Consider the following 19539-nt stretch of genomic DNA (forward strand, 5'->3'; position numbering starts at 1 on the left):
GTCGAGAATTCGGGAAAGGGTGGGCAGCGATGGTGGGGAGGCCACCGCTGCCCGGTCGGGCATTTACCAGCAAATGCCTTCGGTACGGCTGGTGGTGCAGGTCGGTTTGCTCATGAAGCCGACCAGGTCGATCACCTGCTTGCCTTCCGGCGCTTGCTCGGCAAGGGCGCGGAACTGCTCGTCACGGTTGCCCAGGACGATGATGTCGGCGTTGTCGATGACCTTCTGGAAGTCGGCGTTGAGCAGGTTCGATACGTGCGGGATCTTCGACTCGATGTACTCCTTGTTCGCCCCGTGGACGCGGGCGTACTCGACGTTCTCGTCGTAGATGTCCAGCTGGTAGCCCTTGCCGATCAGGCGCTCGGCCAGTTCGACCAAGGGGCTCTCGCGCAGGTCGTCGGTGCCGGCCTTGAAGCTCAGGCCGAGCAGGGCGACCTTGCGCTTGTCGTGGGCCTCGATCAGTTCGAAGGCGTTTTGCACTTGCGACTCGTTGCTGCGCATCAGCGAATCGAGCAGCGGGGCACGCACGTCGAGGGAGGCAGCGCGGTAGGTGAGGGCACGCACGTCCTTCGGCAGGCACGAACCGCCGAAGGCGAAGCCTGGGCGCATGTAGTACTGCGACAGGTTCAGCACTTTGTCCTGGCAGACCACGTCCATCACGTCACGGCCATCGACGCCGACGGCCTTGGCGATGTTGCCGATCTCGTTGGCGAAGGTGACCTTGGTGGCGTGCCACACGTTGCAGGTGTACTTGATCATCTCGGCCACTTCGATCGGCTTGCGGATGACCGGCGCGTCGAGTTCTTCGTACAGGGCTTGCAGTACATCGCCGCTGGCCTTGTCCAGTTCACCGATGACGGTCATCGGCGGATGGTCATAGTCCTTGATCGCGGTGCTTTCACGCAGGAACTCCGGGTTCACTGCCACGCCGAAGTCGACGCCGGCTTTCTTGCCCGAGCAGTCTTCGAGAATCGGGATCACCACGTTCTTCACGGTGCCCGGCAGCACGGTGCTGCGGACCACGATGGTGTGGCGGCGCTCGCTGTCGCGCAGGACGTAGCCGATCTCGCGGCACACCGACTCGATGTATTCCAGGCCCAGGTCGCCGTTCTTCTTGCTCGGGGTGCCGACGCAGATCATCGACACGTCGCTGGCACGGATGGCCTCGGCGAAGTCGGTGGTGCCACGCAGGCGGCCATTGGCGATGCCTTGCTGCAGCAGTGCTTCCAGGCCAGGTTCGACAATCGGCGACTTGCCCTGATTGATCAGGTCGATCTTGGTCTTGGACACGTCCACACCAATCACGTCATGGCCTCGCGCCGTCAGGCAGCCTGCACAGACCGCACCCACATAACCCAAACCAAAGATGCTGATACGCATCGCTATCACCTCATGTGTTTATCACGCCAGCTCCTCCGGGAAGAGCCGGACTGGGTTGATTAACAACAGTTTTCGGGCGCACGGGTCCATGGCGAAATGCTCACTTCGCCGAGCGCAGGCATGAATAAATCCGTCGCGCACAAAGTTGTGCACTAAAAGTTGGCAGTATTAAGCCAGTCTTTAAAAGGCGTGCCCTGTAATGCAGCCGTCTTTATTGCAAGGCGCTACTTGGCGCGTTGCTGTGCTTGTTCTTTCAAGTGAATAAATCCTTTGAAATCAACCACTAGGACGATTTTAAGGGCGCGTACATCCTCCGTGAGCCGGGGTTTCCGAAGAGCCCGTTACACCTTCCTAAGTTCTTGGGGCTGGTAATGGATACCTGCCGCTTGTCATCTGTAAGTCATCTCTCACAGCCCAGGGGCATGAAATTCGTTACGGCACTATGAGCGGTTGCTCGCAGGAGAAGTTCCTGGCTAGGGTTCACGTCCATGAAAGATTTCTAAATAATTTTTCAGTGGCAAATACTTTCACTTTGATAGCACACAACAGTTTCACCCCCGGATATAAAGGACGGGCCTGAGGAGCGCTGTTGTTATGCCACCATGCAAAAATTTTTTTCAAAATTCGTCAAAAAAGTACGAACGGTCTTATGGCGTTTGGCGATAAAGGGTTGGGCGTTGGTTTTTTGGCGTCGAAATAATGACTTAATGGCACTTTGAAGCTTGCCCTATTGCAGGGCAGAAGGGATGTACCAAGGCTGCTGGCCTCTTCGCGGGGCAAGCCCGCTCCCACAGGTACTACACAAGCTTCAAGGCCTGTATGGTACCTGTGGGAGCGGGCTTGTCCCGGGAAAGGGCCCTGACAGGCTTACTCGGCGGGGTGATCGCGCAGGAAGACGAGGTGATCCGGCTTGGACTGCTCGGCACTGTAGTAATAGCCCTGCACATCGAACTGCTTGAGCTGCTCCGGGTCGTTGACCCGTTCCTGGATCACGAAGCGGCTCATCATCCCGCGGGCTTTCTTGGCGTAGAAGCTGATGATCTTGTACTGGCCGTTCTTCAGGTCCTTGAAGTCGACATTGATCACCCGGGCCTTCAGCGCGCTGCGTTTCACCGCGCTGAAGTACTCGTTGCTGGCCAGGTTCAGCAGAAGGTCGTCGCCCTGGTCGGCCAGCGCCTGGTTCAGCCATTCGCTGATGCGCGTGCCCCAGAATGCATACAGGTCCTTGCCGCGGGCGTTGGCCAGCTTGGTGCCCATTTCCAGGCGGTAGGGCTGCATCAGGTCGAGCGGTCGGAGCAGGCCGTACAGGCCTGAGAGCATGCGCAGGTGCTCCTGGGCATAGCTGAAATCGTCCTCGCCGAGGGTTTCGGCATCCAGGCCGGTGTACACGTCACCTTTGAACGCCAGCAGCGCCTGCTTGGCGTTGGCCGGGGTGAAATCTGGGGTCCAGCTGCCAAAACGTGCGGCATTGAGGCCGGCGAGCTTATCGGACAGGTGCATCAGCTCACTGATTTGCGCCGGCGACAGTTCGCGCAGTTGCAGGATCAGTTCCTGGGAATCGTCCAGGTATTGCGGCAGGGTGAAACGCTCGGTCACCGGTGCGGTGTCGTAGTCGAGGGTCTTGGCGGGGGAAATCACCGTCAGCATCGGGTCGGCTCCTGGAATCGTTGCGGTGAATTCTACGGATCGCGGCCGGTAACGCCAAACTATGGCGACAATAGTCACAGACCATCGCCGAAGCAGGCGCTATAGTGCGCGTTTTGGCTGTCGCGGAGAGACCGATCGTGCGCATTGCCGGGGCCTTGCTGGCCACCTTGTTGAGCCTTGCCGTCCAGGCAGCCCCCATGCCCACGGCCAGCCTCGACCGCAGCCGGTGGCCCGAGCAGCTGGACAGTCCGGTGCTGTTCGACGTCGCCTCGCGGGCCGAGATCCTGTCATTCGCCCAAGTGCTGCATGAGAGCGAGCTGCTCGATGATGGCGCGCTGGCTGCGCGGTTGGGTTTGCGGCAGATCAACCTGCAGAAGGTCCGCGCGGTGCGCGCACAGATGTGGCAGCGCTTGTGGCAGGGCTACCAGCAGGCTCAACGCAGTTGCGAACAGGATGCCTCGTTCTGTTACCTGCTCGAATCCATGGCTGATTTGCGTACCAGAGCAGCGACGTTCGCCACAGAAGTCGGCACGTTCTACACAGGTTGGATCGAGCCCAGTCATCAGTTCCATGTGCGTTATCTGGACGAACAACTGCGCAAGGCAGCGTTGCTGCCGCAGACCAGCAGCGAGGTCGAGCGCCTGTCCAGCCGCGAGCGCAATGGCGATGAACTGAACGACCGCATGTTTCTGCTGACTTTCGTTGGTGGCCCTGGGGCCGACGGCGGTAGCACCGATGCACTCACCGAATACCTGCGCAAGCAGAAGCTGCAGGGCACCTTCTTGGTCTTGGGCAATCGCCTGCAGCAGCGGCGCGATACCGGCGCGGCCAACGCGCTGAGCCAGCTCTACGCCGGCCAGTGCGTGGGCATTCAGGGTTGGGAATATCGCTCTCATGCCCAGTGGCAGGGCTGGCAAGACTCGATCAAGCGCGCCCAGGCCCGGGTCCAGGCCGACCTGCCGGCGCAATACGTGCCCTTGTTCCGCCCGCCCTATGGTCAGCGCCGGGCCGACGGCGAGGCATTCATGGCTAGCCAGCAGCTGCGGGTGTCGCTATGGGATATCGATGCTCAGGATGATGGCCCGCTGACTGCCGAAGCTTCGGCCCAGCGTGTGGTGACCTTGATGCTGCTCTGGCGCAAAGGAGTGATCCAGTTCCACGACAGCCTGCCCAAGGCGCAGTTGGCGGTCGAGTGGCTGCTGCGAAACACGGTGCAAAGCGGGATCGGCTGGGAGGACTGCCGCGATTACGCTTATCGCGAATAGAGGGTATGACTTCTGACTGTAGTCCCGTCCGGCGTTGCCGCCAAGCACTCTTCGTCAATCGGAAAAATAAACTTCAAAATCGCGTAAAAATGCTTTTTTCGGTCATGGCTTTTGCGGTATGAAGAAACCAGACAGCCGATTCCTGCAGCACAGGTGGCGTCATCCAGGCCCACCTTGCCAGGTACGCTTCCCGCCCGTAGCAACGCGGATACGGGAAGAACGGCGGTCACTCTGCGGCGCACTACAGAGCGTGCCGTGTGGCTTCGACATAAGGTGACCGAGTATGGATGACCAAGGACGCACCCCCTCCTCCAGCAAGCCAATCCTCTATGTGCTCGATACCAACGTCCTGATTCACGACCCCAACGCATTACTCAACTTCGAGGAGCACCACGTCGCCATACCGATGACGGTGCTGGAGGAACTCGACAAGCTCAAGACCGGTAAACAGAGCATTGCCGCCGAATGTCGCCAGGCCATCCGCCTGATCGACCAGACCCTCGGTGACGCTTCGCCCAGCGATGTCGAGCAGGGCGTGCCGATCCAGCGGGGCAAGAGCGGGCCCAAGGGTTACCTGTCGATCCTGATGAGCCCGCGCAACGAGCCCAGCAAGCTGCTGCCGGAAAACCTCAACGACAACATCATCATCAACACCCTGCTCGACGTACGCAGCCGGCGCACCGACCTGGACGTGGTGCTGGTCACCAAAGACATCAACATGCGCCTGAAGGCGCGCGCTTGCGGGATTGCCGCCGAGGATTACAGCACCGACCAGCTGGTCGATGACGTCTCCTTGTTGTCCAAGGGCTATCACTCGGTCAGCGGGTCGTTCTGGGACCGCGTCAGCAAGGTCGATACCCGCCAGGAGCGTGGCCGCACCTGGCATCGGGTGCAGATGATCGACAACCTGCCAGCGGTTCACATCAACGAGTTCATCATCGACGAACAAGGTTTTGTCGGCTGGGTAAAAGGCATCCGTAACGACGAACTGCTGTTGCTCGACCTGCATCAGGAGCCCTTGCTGCACCAGGAAGCCTGGGGCCTGAAGCCGCGGGATATTCATCAGAGCCTGGCGCTGTTCGCCTTGCTCGACCCGGATATCCACCTGGTCAACCTGACCGGCGCCGCCGGCTCCGGCAAGACCATCCTGGCCCTGGCCGCGGCCATCGAGCAGACCATGGTCAGCAAGCGCTACCGGCGCATCATCGCCACCCGCAGCGTGCAGGGGCTGGACCAGGAGATCGGCTTCCTGCCGGGCACCGAGGCAGAGAAGATGGAACCTTGGCTGGGCGCCATCACTGACAACCTCGAAGCCCTGCACATGGACGACGAAAGCACCCATGGCAGCGTCGAGTACATCCTCGAACGCGTGCCGCTGCAGTTCAAATCGCTGAACTACATCCGTGGGCGCAGCTTCCAGCAGAGCCTGATCCTGATCGACGAGTGCCAGAACCTCACGCCGCACCAGATGAAAACCATCATCACCCGGGCCGGTTCCGGTTCCAAGGTGGTGTGCCTGGGCAACCTGGCACAGATCGATACGCCTTACCTGTCCGCGACCAGCTCGGGCCTGACCTACCTGACCGAGCGCTTCAAGGACTTCCCCCATGGTGTGCACATCACCCTGCAGGGTGTGCCACGCTCGGTGCTGGCCGAGTACGCCGAGTCGCATCTGTAACCTGGTGCAGCCGGGCGGTACGCCGCCCGGTTTTTTCCTCTGCGCAAACCTGACCCACGGGTTTACACTCTCTGTTCCCTTCACAGGAGCAGAGCAGTGCTGACTCATCTTGATTCCCAGGGGCGCGCCAACATGGTCGACGTCACTGAAAAAGCCGTGACCGAGCGCGAGGCCGTGGCCGAAGCGCGGGTGCGCATGTTGCCGCAAACCTTGCAGATGATCGTCGACGGCGAGCATCCCAAGGGCGATGTGTTCGCCGTGGCGCGCATTGCCGGTATTCAGGCGGCGAAGAAGACCAGCGACCTGATCCCGCTGTGCCACCCGCTGATGCTGACCAGCGTCAAGGTCGAACTGAGCGCCGAAGGCCAGGACGCGGTACGCATTGTCGCCCGCTGCAAACTGGCCGGGCAGACCGGCGTCGAGATGGAGGCGCTGACCGCCGCCAGCGTCGCTGCGCTGACGATCTACGACATGTGCAAGGCCGTGGACAAGGGCATGGTCATCGAACAGGTGCGCCTGCTGGAAAAGGTGGGTGGCAAGAGCGGGCACTACAAGGTGGAGGCATGATGAAGGTCAAGGTGATGTACTTCGCCCGTTACCGCGAGTTGCTGGGCGTCGATGCCGAGCGCCTGGAAGGCGAATTCAAGGTGCTCGACGATGTGCGCCAGGCGCTGGTGGCCAAAGGTGGGCCGTATGCGGTGCTGGCCGAACAGAACCTGATGTGCGCGCGCAACGAAGAGCTGTGCCGGCTCGACGAGCCGCTGGAAGAGGGTGATGACGTGGCGTTCTTCCCACCGGTGACCGGAGGCTGAACATGGCAGTGCGAGTGCAACAAGGGGCGTTCGACCCTGGGGCCGAGGTCAATGCCATGCATGCGGCCAATGTCGGCGTCGGCGCCGTGGTCGGGTTCGTCGGCTATGTGCGTGATTTCAACGATGGTCGGGACGTGGCGGGGATGTTCCTCGAACATTACCCGGGTATGACCGAGAAGGCCCTGGCCAAGATCGTGGTCGAGGCCGAGCAGCGCTGGCCGTTGCTCAAGGTCGAGGTGCTGCACCGCATCGGTGCGCTGGAGCCGGGTGAGCCGATCGTCTTTGTCGGCGTGGCCAGTGCCCATCGGCAGGCGGCGTTCGATGCCTGCAACTTCATCATGGACTACCTGAAGACCCGGGCGCCGTTCTGGAAGAAGGAAAATACCCAGGAAGGGCCGCGCTGGGTGGAAGGCAAACAGAGTGACCAGGATGCCGCAGGGCGCTGGTAGTTCCTCTGTTTGATGGCCGGGGCGTTGCCCCGGTTCGCGGGTGAACCCGCTCCCACAGGGATATCCACAGCCTTCAAGACGTGGTTATCACAGGTAAGCCGCTGCCCTCAGGTCCTGTAGAGAACCCTGTGGGAGCGGGTTTACCCGCGAAGAATCCAGCGCAAATCAGTGGTGCTTGCGCGGTACTGGTTTGAGCAGTTCGTCCGGCGGCATCTCGCACTTGATCTTGCGCCCCAGCAGCTCTTCGATCGCTGGCAGCTGGTAGGAATCATCCTCACCGGCAAAGCTGATCGACACACCGCTGGTGCCTGCACGGCCCGTACGGCCGATGCGGTGCACGTAATCGTCCGGGTCTTCCGGCAGGGTGAAGTTGATCACGTGGCTGATGCCGTCGATGTGAATCCCGCGCCCGGCCACATCGGTGGCCACCAGCACGGTGATGCGCCCTTCACGGAAGCTCTCAAGGGTACGAATACGCTTGTGCTGTGGCACATCACCCGACAACTGCGCGGCATTGATGCCGTCGCGCACGAGTTTTTCCTCGATGCGCCGCACCTCGTCCTTGCGGTTGGCGAACACCATCACCCGTTCCCACTTGTTCTGGGTCACCAGGTTGTACAGCAGCTTGTACTTGTCGCTGCCGGCCACCGCATACACGTGTTGCTCGACCGTTTCGCTGGCGACGTTCTCCGGCTCGATCTCGACGATCGCCGGGTTGGTGGTCCACTGCTTGGCCAGGTTCATCACGTCGTCGGTGAAGGTGGCGGAGAACAGCAGGGTCTGGCGTTCGCTCTTCGGCGGGGTCTGGCGGATGATCTGCCGGACCTGGGGGATGAAGCCCATGTCGAGCATGCGGTCGGCTTCGTCCAGCACCATCACCTCGACCATGTCCAGGTGCACTTCGCCGCGCTGGTTGAAGTCCAGCAGGCGGCCCGGGGTGGCTACCAGAATGTCGCAGTGGCGAGCTTCCAGGGCCTTGAGCTGCTTGTCGAAGTCCATGCCGCCGACGAAGCTCATCACGTTCAGGCCGGTGTACTTGGTCAGGGCGACGGCATCCTTGGCGATCTGCACCACCAGCTCGCGGGTCGGCGCGATGATCAGCGCGCGCGGCTCGCCCATGTAGCGCTCTTTAGGCGGTGGCGTCTGCTGCAGCTGGGAAATGATCGAAATCAGGAACGCTGCCGTCTTGCCGGTACCGGTCTGGGCGCGACCGATGGCGTCCTGGCCACGCAGGGTGTAACCCAGCACCTGCGCCTGGATCGGCGTGCAGTACGGGAAACCGAGGTCGTGGATGGCGTGCATCAGCTCGTTGGAGAGCTTGAAGTCGTGGAAGCGGGTCTTGCCTTCCTGCGGCTCGACCACGAAGTCTTCCGGCTTCCACAGGCTCGCCTGAGGCTTGGGCTTGCGTTCGCGACGTGGTTTGTCCTTGGCCGGCTTGTCGGTGGGCGCTGGGGCATCGGCGGGTGCTTCTGCCTTGGCGGCGGGCTTGGCGGCGGGCTTGGCGGCGGGCTTGGCGCGAGGTGCGGCCGGTTCGGGCGCGGGCCGGGCCTCGGCAGTGGGCGCGGGCGCCGCTGGCGTCACGCTGGCAGCAGGAGCGACGGCCTGGGGCGCGGTGTCTCCTTTGCCGAATATTTTCTTGAGTGCCTTGAGCACGATCGTCTCATCAACTGGTTAAGGAATGTACGCCGGGCAGTGTAATGCAAGATCTGGGCGCGGCGTAGCGGAAAACTCCCACAACTACAAATGGGTTTGGCTTATTGCAATTGCTTGCTCAGCCAGTCGTGGATGTCGCTCAGCTCCTCGACCGCTACTTCGTGCTCCATCGGGTATTCGTGCCAGCGTGCGGCAACGCCCCAGGTATTGAGGTATTCGAACGCGGTACGGCCCATGGACGGAATCACCACCGGGTCGTGTACGCCGTGCAGGCACAGGGCCGGGGTGCGTTGCTGGCAGGCGCTCAGCTGGTGGCTGTCGGTGAAGGTCGGGGCATAGGTGGACAGGGCAATCACGCCGCCCAGCGCTTCTTGCCACTTTATATAGGCAGTGTGCAGTACCACTGCGCCGCCTTGGGAGAAGCCGGCGAGGAAAATCCGCGACAGGTTGATGCCCTTGGCCTGTTCGGCCTTGATCAGGCCGATGATCTGTTCGGCCGACTCATCCAGCTGCACTTCATCGATGGCGCGGGCCGGGGTCATGGCCTTGATGTCGTACCAGCTGGGCATGGCATAGCCGCCGTTGATGGTCACCGGGCGGGTCGGCGCCTGGGGCATGACGAAACGGGTGCTGAGCAGGCGTTCCTGCATGAATTCGGCAACAGGTAGGAAGTCGTAACGGTCGGCACCCAAACCGTGCAACCAGATCACACAGGCGTCAGCGGTTTTCTGGGGTTCGAGAATCAGCGGGTTGGTCATGACTGCTCCGAAAGTGTGCGTGCCTTTCATAAAGGTGCGTGAAAACAAGGCGTAGGAATTATCTGACAGAAAGAGAATGTCGCAACGATACAACTTTCCCTACTTGACGAGCGCTTAAACGCTACAGCCAACAAATCTGGTACGCGCTTTGCAATTCTTCATTCGATGCAAAGGGCAGGCCGTGACGGTAACACCCTTTGCACGCGAAGGCTGTCACAGAACAGCCCATTGCGCCAATTGACCCAATAACAAGCCAACAAGGGTCGGATGCGCCTCATAAGGGTGCGGTGCAATTCCGGCTCGTACAACAAGAGCGATTTGGAGGTTGTGAATGAAGATGTTGAAAACCACCCTGGCAGTCCTGACCGCTGCCGCTGCACTGGGCGCCGTGAGCACCGCCCAGGCCGGCGCCACCCTCGATGCGGTAAAGAAGAAGGGCTTCGTCCAGTGTGGCGTGAGCGACGGTCTTCCAGGCTTCTCGGTACCTGATGCGCAGGGCAAGATCGTGGGTATCGACGCCGACGTCTGCCGCGCCGTGGCCGCCGCCGTGTTCGGTGACGCGACCAAGGTCAAGTTCAGCCAGCTCAACGCCAAGGAACGCTTCACCGCGTTGCAGTCGGGCGAAGTCGACGTGCTGTCGCGCAACACCACCTGGACCAGCTCGCGCGATGCCGGCATGGGCCTGGTGTTCGCCGGCGTCACCTACTATGACGGCGTTGGCTTCCTGGTCAACAAGAAGCTTGGCGTTTCCAGCGCCAAGGAGCTCGACGGCGCGACCATTTGCATCCAGGCCGGTACCACCACCGAACTGAACGTGTCGGACTTCTTCCGTGCCAACAACCTGAAGTACACCCCGATCACCTTCGACACCTCTGACGAGAGCGCCAAGTCGCTGGAGTCTGGCCGTTGCGACGTGCTGACCTCGGACAAGTCGCAGCTGTTCGCCCAGCGCTCCAAGCTGGCTGCGCCGACCGACTACGTGGTCCTGCCGGAAACCATTTCCAAGGAACCGCTGGGCCCGGTGGTGCGTAAAGGCGACGAAGACTGGTTCAGCATCGTCAAGTGGACCCTGTTCGCCATGCTCAACGCCGAAGAGGCCGGCATCACCTCGAAGAACGTCGAGGCCGAGGCCAAGGCCACCAAGAACCCGGACGTCGCCCGCTTGCTGGGCGCGGATGGCGAGTACGGCAAGGACCTCAAGCTGCCCAAGGACTGGGTAGTGCAGATCGTCAAGCAAGTCGGCAACTATGGCGAAGTGTTCGAGAAGAACCTGGGCCAGAGCACCGACCTGAAGATCGACCGTGGCATGAACGCCCTGTGGAACAACGGCGGCATCCAGTACGCGCCACCTGTGCGCTGATGGCTGCACCCTGCGGCGGCATCCCGCCGCCGCAGGTTGTTCGAACCCTATTTTTCGGGGCACTTCATGCAAAATCAAATTGGCGCACCCAAGGGGCTCTCCCTGAACGACCCGCGTGTGCGCGCCTGGCTGTTCCAGATTCTCACGATCGCCTTCGTGGTGGGCCTGGGCTGGTACCTGTTCCACAACACCCAGACCAACCTGCAACACCGAGGCATCACCTCGGGTTTCGACTTCCTCGAGCGTAGCGCCGGCTTCGGCATCGCCCAGCACCTGATTCCCTACGTGGAGTCCGACAGCTATGCGCGGGTGTTCGTCATCGGCCTGCTCAATACGCTGCTGGTGACCTTCATCGGCGTCATCCTGGCGACCGTGCTTGGCTTCATCATCGGTGTGGCGCGGCTGTCGCCGAACTGGATGATCAGCAAGCTGGCGACCGTGTATGTGGAAACCTTCCGCAACATTCCGCCGCTGCTGCAGATCCTGTTCTGGTACTTCGCGGTGTTCCTGACCCTGCCGGGGCCACGGGGCAGCATCAACATCGACGACACGTTCTTCATCAGCAACCGTGGCCTGAACATGCCCGGTGCCTCCATGGCGGAGGGCTTCTGGCCGTTCGTCGTCGCCCTGGTGCTGGCGCTGGTGGCGATCGTGGTGATGGTGCGTTACGCCAACAAGCGCTTCGACGAGACCGGCGAGCCGTTCCACAAGTTCTGGGTGGGGCTGGCGCTGCTGATCGCCATTCCTGGCGCCTGCGCATTGCTGTTCGGCAGCCCGGTGCACTGGGAAGTGCCGCAGCTCAAGGGCTTCAACTTCGTTGGTGGCTGGGTGCTGATCCCCGAGCTGCTGGCGCTGACCCTGGCGTTGACCATCTACACCGCAGCGTTCATTGCCGAAATCGTGCGTTCGGGCATTCGTTCGGTGAGCCACGGCCAGACCGAGGCCGCCCACTCCCTCGGCCTGCGTGACGGCCCGACCCTGCGCAAGGTGATCATCCCCCAGGCACTGCGGGTAATCATTCCGCCGCTGACCAGCCAGTACCTGAACCTGGCGAAGAACTCGTCGCTGGCGGCCGGTATCGGCTACCCGGAGATGGTCTCGCTGTTCGCCGGTACCGTGCTCAACCAGACCGGCCAGGCCATCGAGGTGATTGCCATCACCATGAGTGTCTATCTCGCCATCAGCATCAGCATTTCGCTGCTGATGAACTGGTACAACAAGCGCATTGCGCTGATCGAGCGGTGAGGATACGCCCGTGAATGCCCATGTTTTCAAACCCGATATGCCGCCACCGGTGAAAACCGTCGGCGTGCTCGCATGGATGCGTGCAAACCTGTTCTCCAGCTGGCTCAACACCCTGCTGACGCTGTTCGCCGTGTACCTGGTGTGGCTGATCGTGCCACCGTTGGTGCAATGGGCATTGATCGACGCCAACTGGGTCGGCACTACCCGGGCCGACTGCACAAAGGATGGCGCCTGCTGGGTGTTCGTGCAGCAGCGCTTTGGCCAGTTCATGTACGGCTACTACCCGGTCGAGCTGCGCTGGCGCGTCGATCTCACCGTGTGGCTGGCCGTGCTGGGTGCCGCGCCGTTGTTCATCAAGCGCTTCCCGCGCAAGGCCGTCTATGGCCTGGGCTTCCTGGTGCTGTATCCGGTGCTCGCCTACACCTTGCTGCACGGTGGCCTGCTGGGCCTGAGCAACGTCGCCACCAGCCAGTGGGGCGGGCTGATGCTGACCCTGGTGATCGCCACCGTGGGCATCGTCGGTGCCTTGCCGCTGGGCATTCTGCTGGCCCTCGGGCGGCGTTCGAGGATGCCTGCGGTGAAGGTGGTCTGCGTCACCTTCATCGAGTTCTGGCGTGGTGTGCCGCTGATCACCGTGCTGTTCATGTCGTCGGTGATGCTGCCGTTGTTCCTGCCTGAAGGCATGAGCTTCGACAAGCTGCTGCGGGCGATGATCGGGGTGATCCTGTTCCAGTCGGCGTACGTCGCCGAGGTGGTGCGCGGTGGCCTGCAGGCCATCCCCAAGGGCCAGTACGAAGCTGCCGCGGCCATGGGCCTGGGCTACTGGCGCGCGATGGGCCTGGTGATTCTGCCGCAAGCCCTCAAGCTGGTGATCCCCGGCATCGTCAACACCTTCATCGCCCTGTTCAAGGACACCAGCCTGGTGATCATCATCGGCCTGTTCGACCTGCTCAACAGCGTCAAGCAAGCCGCCGCTGACCCGGCCTGGCTGGGCATGGCCACCGAGGGCTATGTGTTCGCCGCCCTGGTGTTCTGGATTTTCTGTTTCGGTATGTCCCGCTACTCCATGCACCTGGAGCGCAAGCTGGACACTGGCCACAAGCGTTAGGAGTTTCGAAATGAGTGAAGCGATCAAGCAGCCTGCCGGCCCCGAAGGCATCATCCAGATGCAGGGCGTGAACAAGTGGTACGGCCAGTTCCATGTGCTCAAGGACATCAACCTGAACGTGCGCCAGGGCGAGCGTATCGTCCTGTGCGGGCCGTCCGGTTCGGGCAAGTCGACCACCATCCGCTGCCTCAACCGCCTGGAAGAGCACCAGCAGGGCCGCATCGTGGTCGATGGCGTGGAGCTGACCAACGACCTCAAGCAGATCGAGGCGATCCGCCGCGAGGTGGGCATGGTGTTCCAGCACTTCAACCTGTTCCCGCACCTGAGCATTCTGGAAAACTGCACCTTGGCGCCGATGTGGGTGCGCAAGATGCCGCGGCGCAAGGCCGAGGAAATCGCCATGCACTACCTGGAGCGGGTACGTATTCCGGAACAGGCACACAAGTATCCGGGGCAGCTGTCCGGTGGCCAGCAGCAGCGCGTGGCAATTGCCCGGGCGCTGTGCATGAAGCCGAAGATCATGTTGTTCGACGAGCCGACTTCGGCGCTGGACCCGGAAATGGTCAAGGAAGTGCTCGACACCATGGTCGGCCTGGCCGAGGACGGCATGACCATGCTCTGCGTGACCCACGAAATGGGCTTTGCCCGGACCGTGGCGAACCGGGTGATTTTCATGGACAAGGGCGAGATCGTCGAGCAAGCAGCGCCGGATGACTTCTTCGACCGGCCGCGCAGTGACCGCACCAAGCTGTTCCTCAGCCAGATCCTGCACTGATGCAACTGGGGCCGCTTTGCGGCCCATCGCCGGCAAGCGCGGCTCCCACAAGTACTGCGCTATCCAGGTGGGAGCCGCGCTTGCCGGCGATGGGCTGCAAAGCAGCCCCCGCTTCAAGCCTTACTTTTCTTCCGGGTTGGCAGCCGGTGCCGGTGGCGGGCGCAGGCCCACTTCGGCAATCAGCTTCAACTGCTGACCATTGCGCATCACCTCGATGGTGATCTTGTCGGTCGGCTTGATCCGCGCCACCTGGTTCATCGACTTGCGCCCGTCGCCGGCAGGTTCACCGTTGATGCTCAGGATCACGTCACCCAGTTGCAACCCGGCCTTCTGCGCCGGGCCGTCGCGGAAGATACCGGCCACCACGATGCCTGGGCGGCCTTGCATGCCGAACGATTCGGCCAGTTCCTGGCTCAACGGCTGCACCTCGATGCCCAACCAGCCACGAATCACCTGGCCGTGCTCGACGATCGATTTCATTACCTCCAGCGCCAGCTTGATCGGGATGGCGAAGCCGATGCCCTGGGAACCACCGGACTTGGAGAAGATCGCCGTGTTGATGCCGACCAGGTTGCCATTGGCGTCGACCAGGGCACCGCCGGAGTTGCCCGGGTTGATTGCCGCGTCGGTCTGGATGAAGTCTTCGTAGTTGTTCAGGCCCAACTGGTTGCGGCCGGTGGCGCTGATGATGCCCATGGTCACGGTCTGGCCAACGCCGAACGGGTTGCCGATGGCCAGCACGACATCGCCGATGTGGATGGTGTCGGAGCGGCCGATGGTGATGGCGGGCAGGTTCTTCAGGTCGATCTTCAGCACTGCCAGGTCGGTTTCCGGGTCGCTGCCAATCACCCGTGCCAGGGTTTCACGGCCGTCCTTCAGGGCCACGACGATCTGGTCGGCGCCGCTGGTGACATGGTTGTTGGTCAGCAGATAGCCTTCGGGGCTCATGATCACCGCCGAACCCAGGCTCGACTCCCAACGGCGCTGCTTGGGCAGGTTGTCGCCGAAGAAGCGGCGGAACTGCGGGTCTTCGAACAGCGGGTGAGCGGTCTTGTTCACCACCTTGGTGGTGTACAGGTTGACCACCGCCGGGGCGGCGAGGGTCACGGCGTCGGCGTAGGACACCGGGCCCTGCATGATCCGTGTGGTTTGCGGGGCTTGCTGCAGGTTGACGTCCTGGCTGGGCAGGCCGACCCACTCCGGGTAGCGCTGGATGATCAATACGGCGATCAGAATACCGGTGAGCAGGGGCCAGCCAAAGTAACGCAAAGCCTTGAACATGAACGAGTCCTGGAAAAGAGCGGGGGCCAGCGGCCGCGCAGTGGGGCATGAGCGCGCGCGATCATACACCGGTTCCCCCGATGCCGGCGACGGCCCATAATGGCCGGCATTATACGGGCGTTCTGCAGGCGTTGCGTCCGAGAAAAGCGCAGATTTCGAGGAGATTTTCATGGCCGTCGCACTCAACACCCTGGTCGAGGAAGCCGAACGCTACCTGGGCAGCGCGAAGATCCAGGATTATTGCCCCAACGGGCTGCAGGTCGAGGGGCGACCGCAGGTCAGTCGCATCGTCAGTGGCGTCACTGCCAGCCAGGCGCTGCTGGATGCCGCGGTCGAGGCCGAGGCCGACCTGATTCTGGTGCACCATGGTTACTTCTGGAAAGGCGAGAATCCGTGCGTTACCGGGATCCGTCAGCGCCGGCTGAAGACCTTGCTGAAGCACGACATCAGCCTGTTGGCGTTTCATCTGCCATTGGATGTGCATCCCGAGGTCGGCAACAACGTGCAGCTGGCGCGGCAGCTCGACATCACCGTCGAAGGCCCGCTGGACCCGGAAAACCCCAAAGTGGTGGGGCTGGTCGGCTCGCTGGCGGAGCCAGTGACTGCACGGGATTTCGCCCGTCGGGTGCAAGAAGTGCTCGGGCGTGAGCCATTGCTGGTGGAAGGTGAGCAGATGATCCGCCGGGTCGGCTGGTGCACCGGGGGTGGGCAGGGTTACATCGATACGGCGATTGCCGCCGGGGTGGACCTGTACCTCACCGGTGAGGCGTCGGAGCAGACCTATCACAGCGCCCGGGAGAACGGGGTCAGCTTTGTTGCCGCAGGCCACCATGCCACCGAGCGGTACGGCGTGCAGGCGCTGGGCGATTACTTGGCGCGTCGGTTTGCCCTGGAGCATCTGTTCATCGACTGCCCGAATCCGATCTGATATCGGTGTCGCCTGCTTCGCGGGCAAGCCCGCTCCCACAGGATTGTGCGATCCCTGTGGGAGCGGGCTTGCCCGCGAAGAGGCCGGTCCTGACAGCCCAAACCCCCAGTCATATCGTTAGACTTTTTCGATCTAGTGCGCCGCCTAAATAGAAGCAGCCGCTGTGATAAAGTGGCTCGCTCGAACACGGCCCGCAGGCCGTCCATAAGATCGTTTTACGTGAGTAGCCATGGTCGACAAACTGACGCACTTGAAACAGCTGGAGGCGGAAAGCATCCATATCATCCGCGAGGTGGCCGCCGAGTTCGACAACCCGGTGATGCTGTACTCGATCGGCAAGGATTCCGCCGTGATGCTGCACCTGGCGCGCAAGGCCTTCTTCCCGGGCAAGCTGCCGTTCCCGGTGATGCACGTCGACACCCAGTGGAAATTCCAGGAAATGTACCGCTTCCGCGACAAGATGGTCGAGGAAATGGGCCTGGAGCTGATCACCCACGTCAACCCCGAGGGTGTGGCGCAGGGCATCAACCCGTTCACCCATGGCAGCTCCAAACACACCGACATCATGAAGACCCAGGGCCTCAAGCAGGCGCTGGACAAGCATGGTTTCGACGCCGCCTTCGGTGGCGCGCGCCGCGACGAAGAGAAGTCTCGGGCCAAGGAGCGCGTTTACTCGTTCCGTGACAGCAAGCACCGCTGGGACCCGAAAAACCAGCGGCCGGAGCTGTGGAACGTCTACAACGGCAAGGTCAACAAGGGCGAGTCGATCCGCGTCTTCCCGCTGTCGAACTGGACCGAGCTGGACATCTGGCAGTACATCTATCTCGAAGGCATCCCGATCGTGCCGCTGTACTTCGCCGCCGAGCGTGAAGTCATCGAGAAGAACGGCACCCTGATCATGATCGACGACGAACGCATCCTCGAGCACCTTTCCGAGGAAGAGAAGGCGCGCATCGTCAAGAAGAAGGTGCGTTTCCGTACCCTCGGCTGCTACCCGCTGACGGGCGCTGTCGAGTCGGAAGCCGAGACCCTGACGGACATCATTCAGGAAATGCTCCTGACCCGTACGTCCGAACGCCAGGGCCGTGTCATCGACCACGATGGCGCCGGTTCCATGGAAGACAAGAAACGCCAAGGCTACTTCTAATTTCAGGGTTACTCCATGTCGCACCAATCTGATCTGATCAGCGAGGACATCCTCGCTTACCTGGCCCAGCACGAGCGCAAGGAACTGCTGCGCTTCCTGACTTGCGGCAACGTCGACGATGGCAAGAGCACCCTGATCGGGCGCCTGCTGCACGACTCGAAGATGATCTACGAGGACCACCTCGAGGCCATCACCCGTGATTCGAAGAAAGTCGGCACCACCGGCGAAGAAGTCGACCTGGCACTGCTGGTCGACGGCCTGCAGGCCGAGCGCGAGCAGGGCATCACCATCGATGTCGCTTACCGCTACTTCTCCACGGCCAAGCGCAAGTTCATCATTGCCGACACCCCCGGCCACGAGCAGTACACCCGCAACATGGCCACCGGTGCATCCACCTGTGACCTGGCGATCATCCTGGTCGATGCCCGCTACGGCGTGCAGACCCAGACCCGCCGCCACAGCTACATTGCCTCGTTGCTGGGCATCAAGCACATCGTGGTTGCGATCAACAAGATGGACCTCAAGGGCTTCGATGAAGCAGTCTTCGAGTCGATCAAGGCCGACTACCTGAAGTTCGCCGACGCCATCAACCTGGCCCCGAGCAGCCTGCACTTCGTGCCGATGTCGGCGCTCAAGGGCGACAACGTGGTCAACCACAGCGAGCGTTCGCCGTGGTACGCCGGCCCGACGCTGATGGAAATCCTCGAAACCGTCGAAGTGTCGGCCGACCGCAACTTCACCGACCTGCGTTTCCCGGTGCAGTACGTCAACCGTCCGAACCTGAACTTCCGCGGCTTCGCCGGCACCCTCGCCAGCGGCGTGGTGCACAAGGGCGACGAAATCGTCGTGCTGCCTTCGGGCAAGAGCAGCCGGGTCAAGTCCATCGTCACCTACGAAGGTGAACTGGAAAGCGCTGGCCCAGGCCAGGCCGTGACCCTGACCATGGAAGACGAGATCGACATCTCCCGTGGCGACCTGCTGGTTCACGCCGATAACGTGCCGCCGGTGACCGACCAGTTCGATGCCATGCTGGTGTGGATGGCCGAAGAACCGATGCTCCCAGGCAAGAAATACGACATCAAGCGCGCCACCAGCTACGTGCCGGGCTCGATTGCCAGCATCACCCACAAGGTCGATGTGAACACCCTGGAGCAGGGCGCTGCCAGCGCGCTGCAGCTGAACGAGATCGGCCGCGTCAAGGTGGCCCTGGACGCCTCGATTGCCCTGGACGGTTACGACAGCAACCGCACCACCGGTGCGTTCATCGTCATCGACCGCCTGACCAACGGCACCGTCGGCGCCGGCATGATCATCGCGCCACCAGTCCTGCCGCACGGCAGCACCGGCCAGCATGGCAAGCTCGCTCACGTGGCCACCGAAGAGCGTGCCCTGCGCTTCGGCCAGCAGCCGGCCACCGTGCTGTTCAGCGGCCTGTCTGGCGCTGGCAAGAGCACCCTGGCCTATGCCGTCGAGCGCAAGCTGTTCGACATGGGCCGTGCGGTGTACGTGCTCGATGGCCAGAACCTGCGCCACGACCTGAACAAGGGCCTGCCGCAGGACCGCGCCGGCCGCACCGAGAACTGGCGCCGCGCCGCCCATGTGGCGCGCCAGTTCAACGAAGCCGGCCTGCTGACCCTGGCTGCATTCGTCGCCCCGGATGCCGAAGGCCGCGAGCAGGCCAAGGCGCTGATCGGCAAGGAGCGCCTGGTGACCGTTTACGTGCAGGCCTCGCCGCTGGCATGCCGCGAGCGTGACCCGCAGGGCTTGTACGCTGCCGGTGGCGACAACATCCCGGGCGAAAGCTTCCCGTACGATGTGCCGCTGGATGCCGACCTGGTGATCGATACCCAGAACACCAGCGTTGAAGAAGGCGTGAAGCAGGTGCTGGATGTGCTGCGTCAGCGTGGCGCGATCTAAGTAGTGCTGCTTGTGAAAAACCCCGCTTCGGCGGGGTTTGTTGTTCTTGGGCGATAAAGGCTTGTTTACAAGTGGACAGGTTGACAAGTTGACAGCTTGCTGAGGGCGCCCTAGTCTATGGGCTGAGGGGCTTTTC

17 protein-coding genes are annotated in these 19539 nt (G+C 62.0%); 12 read left to right on the forward strand and 5 right to left on the reverse strand.

Annotated features, from left to right (window positions below; genetic code table 11):
* Nucleotides 1-63: 63 nt before the first annotated feature.
* Nucleotides 64-1380 (reverse strand): nucleotide sugar dehydrogenase, encoded by a 1317-nt coding sequence (locus ACIPZ5_RS16870; protein ID WP_027918486.1) that lies wholly within the window; start codon nucleotides 1378-1380, stop codon nucleotides 64-66.
* 867 nt (nucleotides 1381-2247) lie between these two features.
* Nucleotides 2248-3027, reverse strand: a complete 780-nt coding sequence (gene yaaA / locus ACIPZ5_RS16875; protein ID WP_343597893.1) for a peroxide stress protein YaaA — start codon at nucleotides 3025-3027, stop codon at nucleotides 2248-2250.
* Nucleotides 3028-3164: 137 nt separating this feature from the next.
* Between yaaA and ACIPZ5_RS16880 the strand changes: the two genes are divergently transcribed.
* The 5 genes from ACIPZ5_RS16880 (at nucleotide 3165) to moaE (ending at nucleotide 7231) form a co-directional block, all read left to right on the forward strand.
* The gene (locus ACIPZ5_RS16880; RefSeq protein WP_400809752.1) at nucleotides 3165-4292 is read left to right on the forward strand and encodes a polysaccharide deacetylase family protein; all 1128 of its coding nucleotides are present in this window, start codon (nucleotides 3165-3167) and stop codon (nucleotides 4290-4292) included.
* A 283-nt stretch (nucleotides 4293-4575) separates the two neighbouring features.
* On the forward strand, nucleotides 4576-5970 hold the full coding sequence (locus tag ACIPZ5_RS16885; RefSeq protein ID WP_261941499.1) for a PhoH family protein: 1395 nt from the start codon (nucleotides 4576-4578) through the stop codon (nucleotides 5968-5970).
* Nucleotides 5971-6066: 96 nt separating this feature from the next.
* Nucleotides 6067-6537, forward strand: a complete 471-nt coding sequence (gene moaC, locus ACIPZ5_RS16890; protein ID WP_085675049.1) for a cyclic pyranopterin monophosphate synthase MoaC — start codon at nucleotides 6067-6069, stop codon at nucleotides 6535-6537.
* The gene (moaD, locus tag ACIPZ5_RS16895) at nucleotides 6537-6782 is read left to right on the forward strand and encodes a molybdopterin converting factor subunit 1 (RefSeq protein ID WP_261944356.1); all 246 of its coding nucleotides are present in this window, start codon (nucleotides 6537-6539) and stop codon (nucleotides 6780-6782) included. The genes moaC and moaD overlap by 1 nt, the downstream gene beginning before the upstream one ends.
* A 2-nt stretch (nucleotides 6783-6784) precedes the next feature.
* Nucleotides 6785-7231: a molybdopterin synthase catalytic subunit MoaE gene (gene moaE, locus ACIPZ5_RS16900; RefSeq protein ID WP_261941498.1), complete on the forward strand. Its 447-nt coding sequence runs from the start codon at nucleotides 6785-6787 to the stop codon at nucleotides 7229-7231.
* Between the two features lie 165 nt (nucleotides 7232-7396).
* On the opposite strand, the gene rhlB is transcribed toward moaE, so the two are convergent.
* Both rhlB and ACIPZ5_RS16910 read right to left on the reverse strand, forming a co-directional pair.
* Complete coding sequence (gene rhlB / locus ACIPZ5_RS16905; RefSeq protein ID WP_400809754.1) at nucleotides 7397-8884, reverse strand: ATP-dependent RNA helicase RhlB; 1488 nt, start codon at nucleotides 8882-8884, stop codon at nucleotides 7397-7399.
* Nucleotides 8885-8985: 101 nt separating this feature from the next.
* Nucleotides 8986-9642, reverse strand: coding sequence for an alpha/beta fold hydrolase (locus tag ACIPZ5_RS16910; protein WP_343597884.1), 657 nt, complete (start codon nucleotides 9640-9642; stop codon nucleotides 8986-8988).
* Nucleotides 9643-9973: 331 nt separating this feature from the next.
* On the opposite strand from ACIPZ5_RS16910, the gene ACIPZ5_RS16915 reads away from it, so the two are divergent.
* From ACIPZ5_RS16915 to ACIPZ5_RS16930, 4 genes are all read left to right on the forward strand, one after another.
* Complete coding sequence (locus tag ACIPZ5_RS16915) at nucleotides 9974-11002, forward strand: amino acid ABC transporter substrate-binding protein (RefSeq protein ID WP_261941495.1); 1029 nt, start codon at nucleotides 9974-9976, stop codon at nucleotides 11000-11002.
* A gap of 66 nt (nucleotides 11003-11068) precedes the next feature.
* Nucleotides 11069-12247, forward strand: a complete 1179-nt coding sequence (locus ACIPZ5_RS16920) for an amino acid ABC transporter permease (RefSeq protein WP_343597881.1) — start codon at nucleotides 11069-11071, stop codon at nucleotides 12245-12247.
* A gap of 10 nt (nucleotides 12248-12257) precedes the next feature.
* Nucleotides 12258-13355, forward strand: a complete 1098-nt coding sequence (locus ACIPZ5_RS16925; RefSeq protein ID WP_261941493.1) for an amino acid ABC transporter permease — start codon at nucleotides 12258-12260, stop codon at nucleotides 13353-13355.
* 10 nt (nucleotides 13356-13365) lie between these two features.
* Nucleotides 13366-14130 (forward strand): amino acid ABC transporter ATP-binding protein, encoded by a 765-nt coding sequence (locus ACIPZ5_RS16930; RefSeq protein ID WP_003251792.1) that lies wholly within the window; start codon nucleotides 13366-13368, stop codon nucleotides 14128-14130.
* A gap of 120 nt (nucleotides 14131-14250) precedes the next feature.
* Here ACIPZ5_RS16930 and algW read toward each other — a convergent pair whose 3' ends face one another.
* On the reverse strand, nucleotides 14251-15411 hold the full coding sequence (gene algW / locus ACIPZ5_RS16935; RefSeq protein ID WP_261941491.1) for a Do family serine endopeptidase AlgW: 1161 nt from the start codon (nucleotides 15409-15411) through the stop codon (nucleotides 14251-14253).
* A gap of 169 nt (nucleotides 15412-15580) precedes the next feature.
* Between algW and ACIPZ5_RS16940 the strand changes: the two genes are divergently transcribed.
* The 3 genes from ACIPZ5_RS16940 to cysN all read left to right on the forward strand — a co-directional run bounded on the left by ACIPZ5_RS16940 (nucleotide 15581) and on the right by cysN (nucleotide 19403).
* Nucleotides 15581-16339 carry a Nif3-like dinuclear metal center hexameric protein gene (locus tag ACIPZ5_RS16940; protein ID WP_261941490.1) on the forward strand — a complete coding sequence of 253 codons (759 nt, stop codon included), beginning with the start codon at nucleotides 15581-15583 and terminating at the stop codon, nucleotides 16337-16339.
* 229 nt (nucleotides 16340-16568) lie between these two features.
* Nucleotides 16569-17486: a sulfate adenylyltransferase subunit CysD gene (gene cysD, locus ACIPZ5_RS16945; protein ID WP_009684445.1), complete on the forward strand. Its 918-nt coding sequence runs from the start codon at nucleotides 16569-16571 to the stop codon at nucleotides 17484-17486.
* A 15-nt stretch (nucleotides 17487-17501) separates the two neighbouring features.
* Nucleotides 17502-19403: a sulfate adenylyltransferase subunit CysN gene (gene cysN, locus ACIPZ5_RS16950; protein WP_261941489.1), complete on the forward strand. Its 1902-nt coding sequence runs from the start codon at nucleotides 17502-17504 to the stop codon at nucleotides 19401-19403.
* Nucleotides 19404-19539 lie beyond the last annotated feature (136 nt).

Source organism: Pseudomonas sp. NPDC089428, assembly GCF_044749325.1.
Lineage (GTDB): Bacteria > Pseudomonadota > Gammaproteobacteria > Pseudomonadales > Pseudomonadaceae > Aquipseudomonas.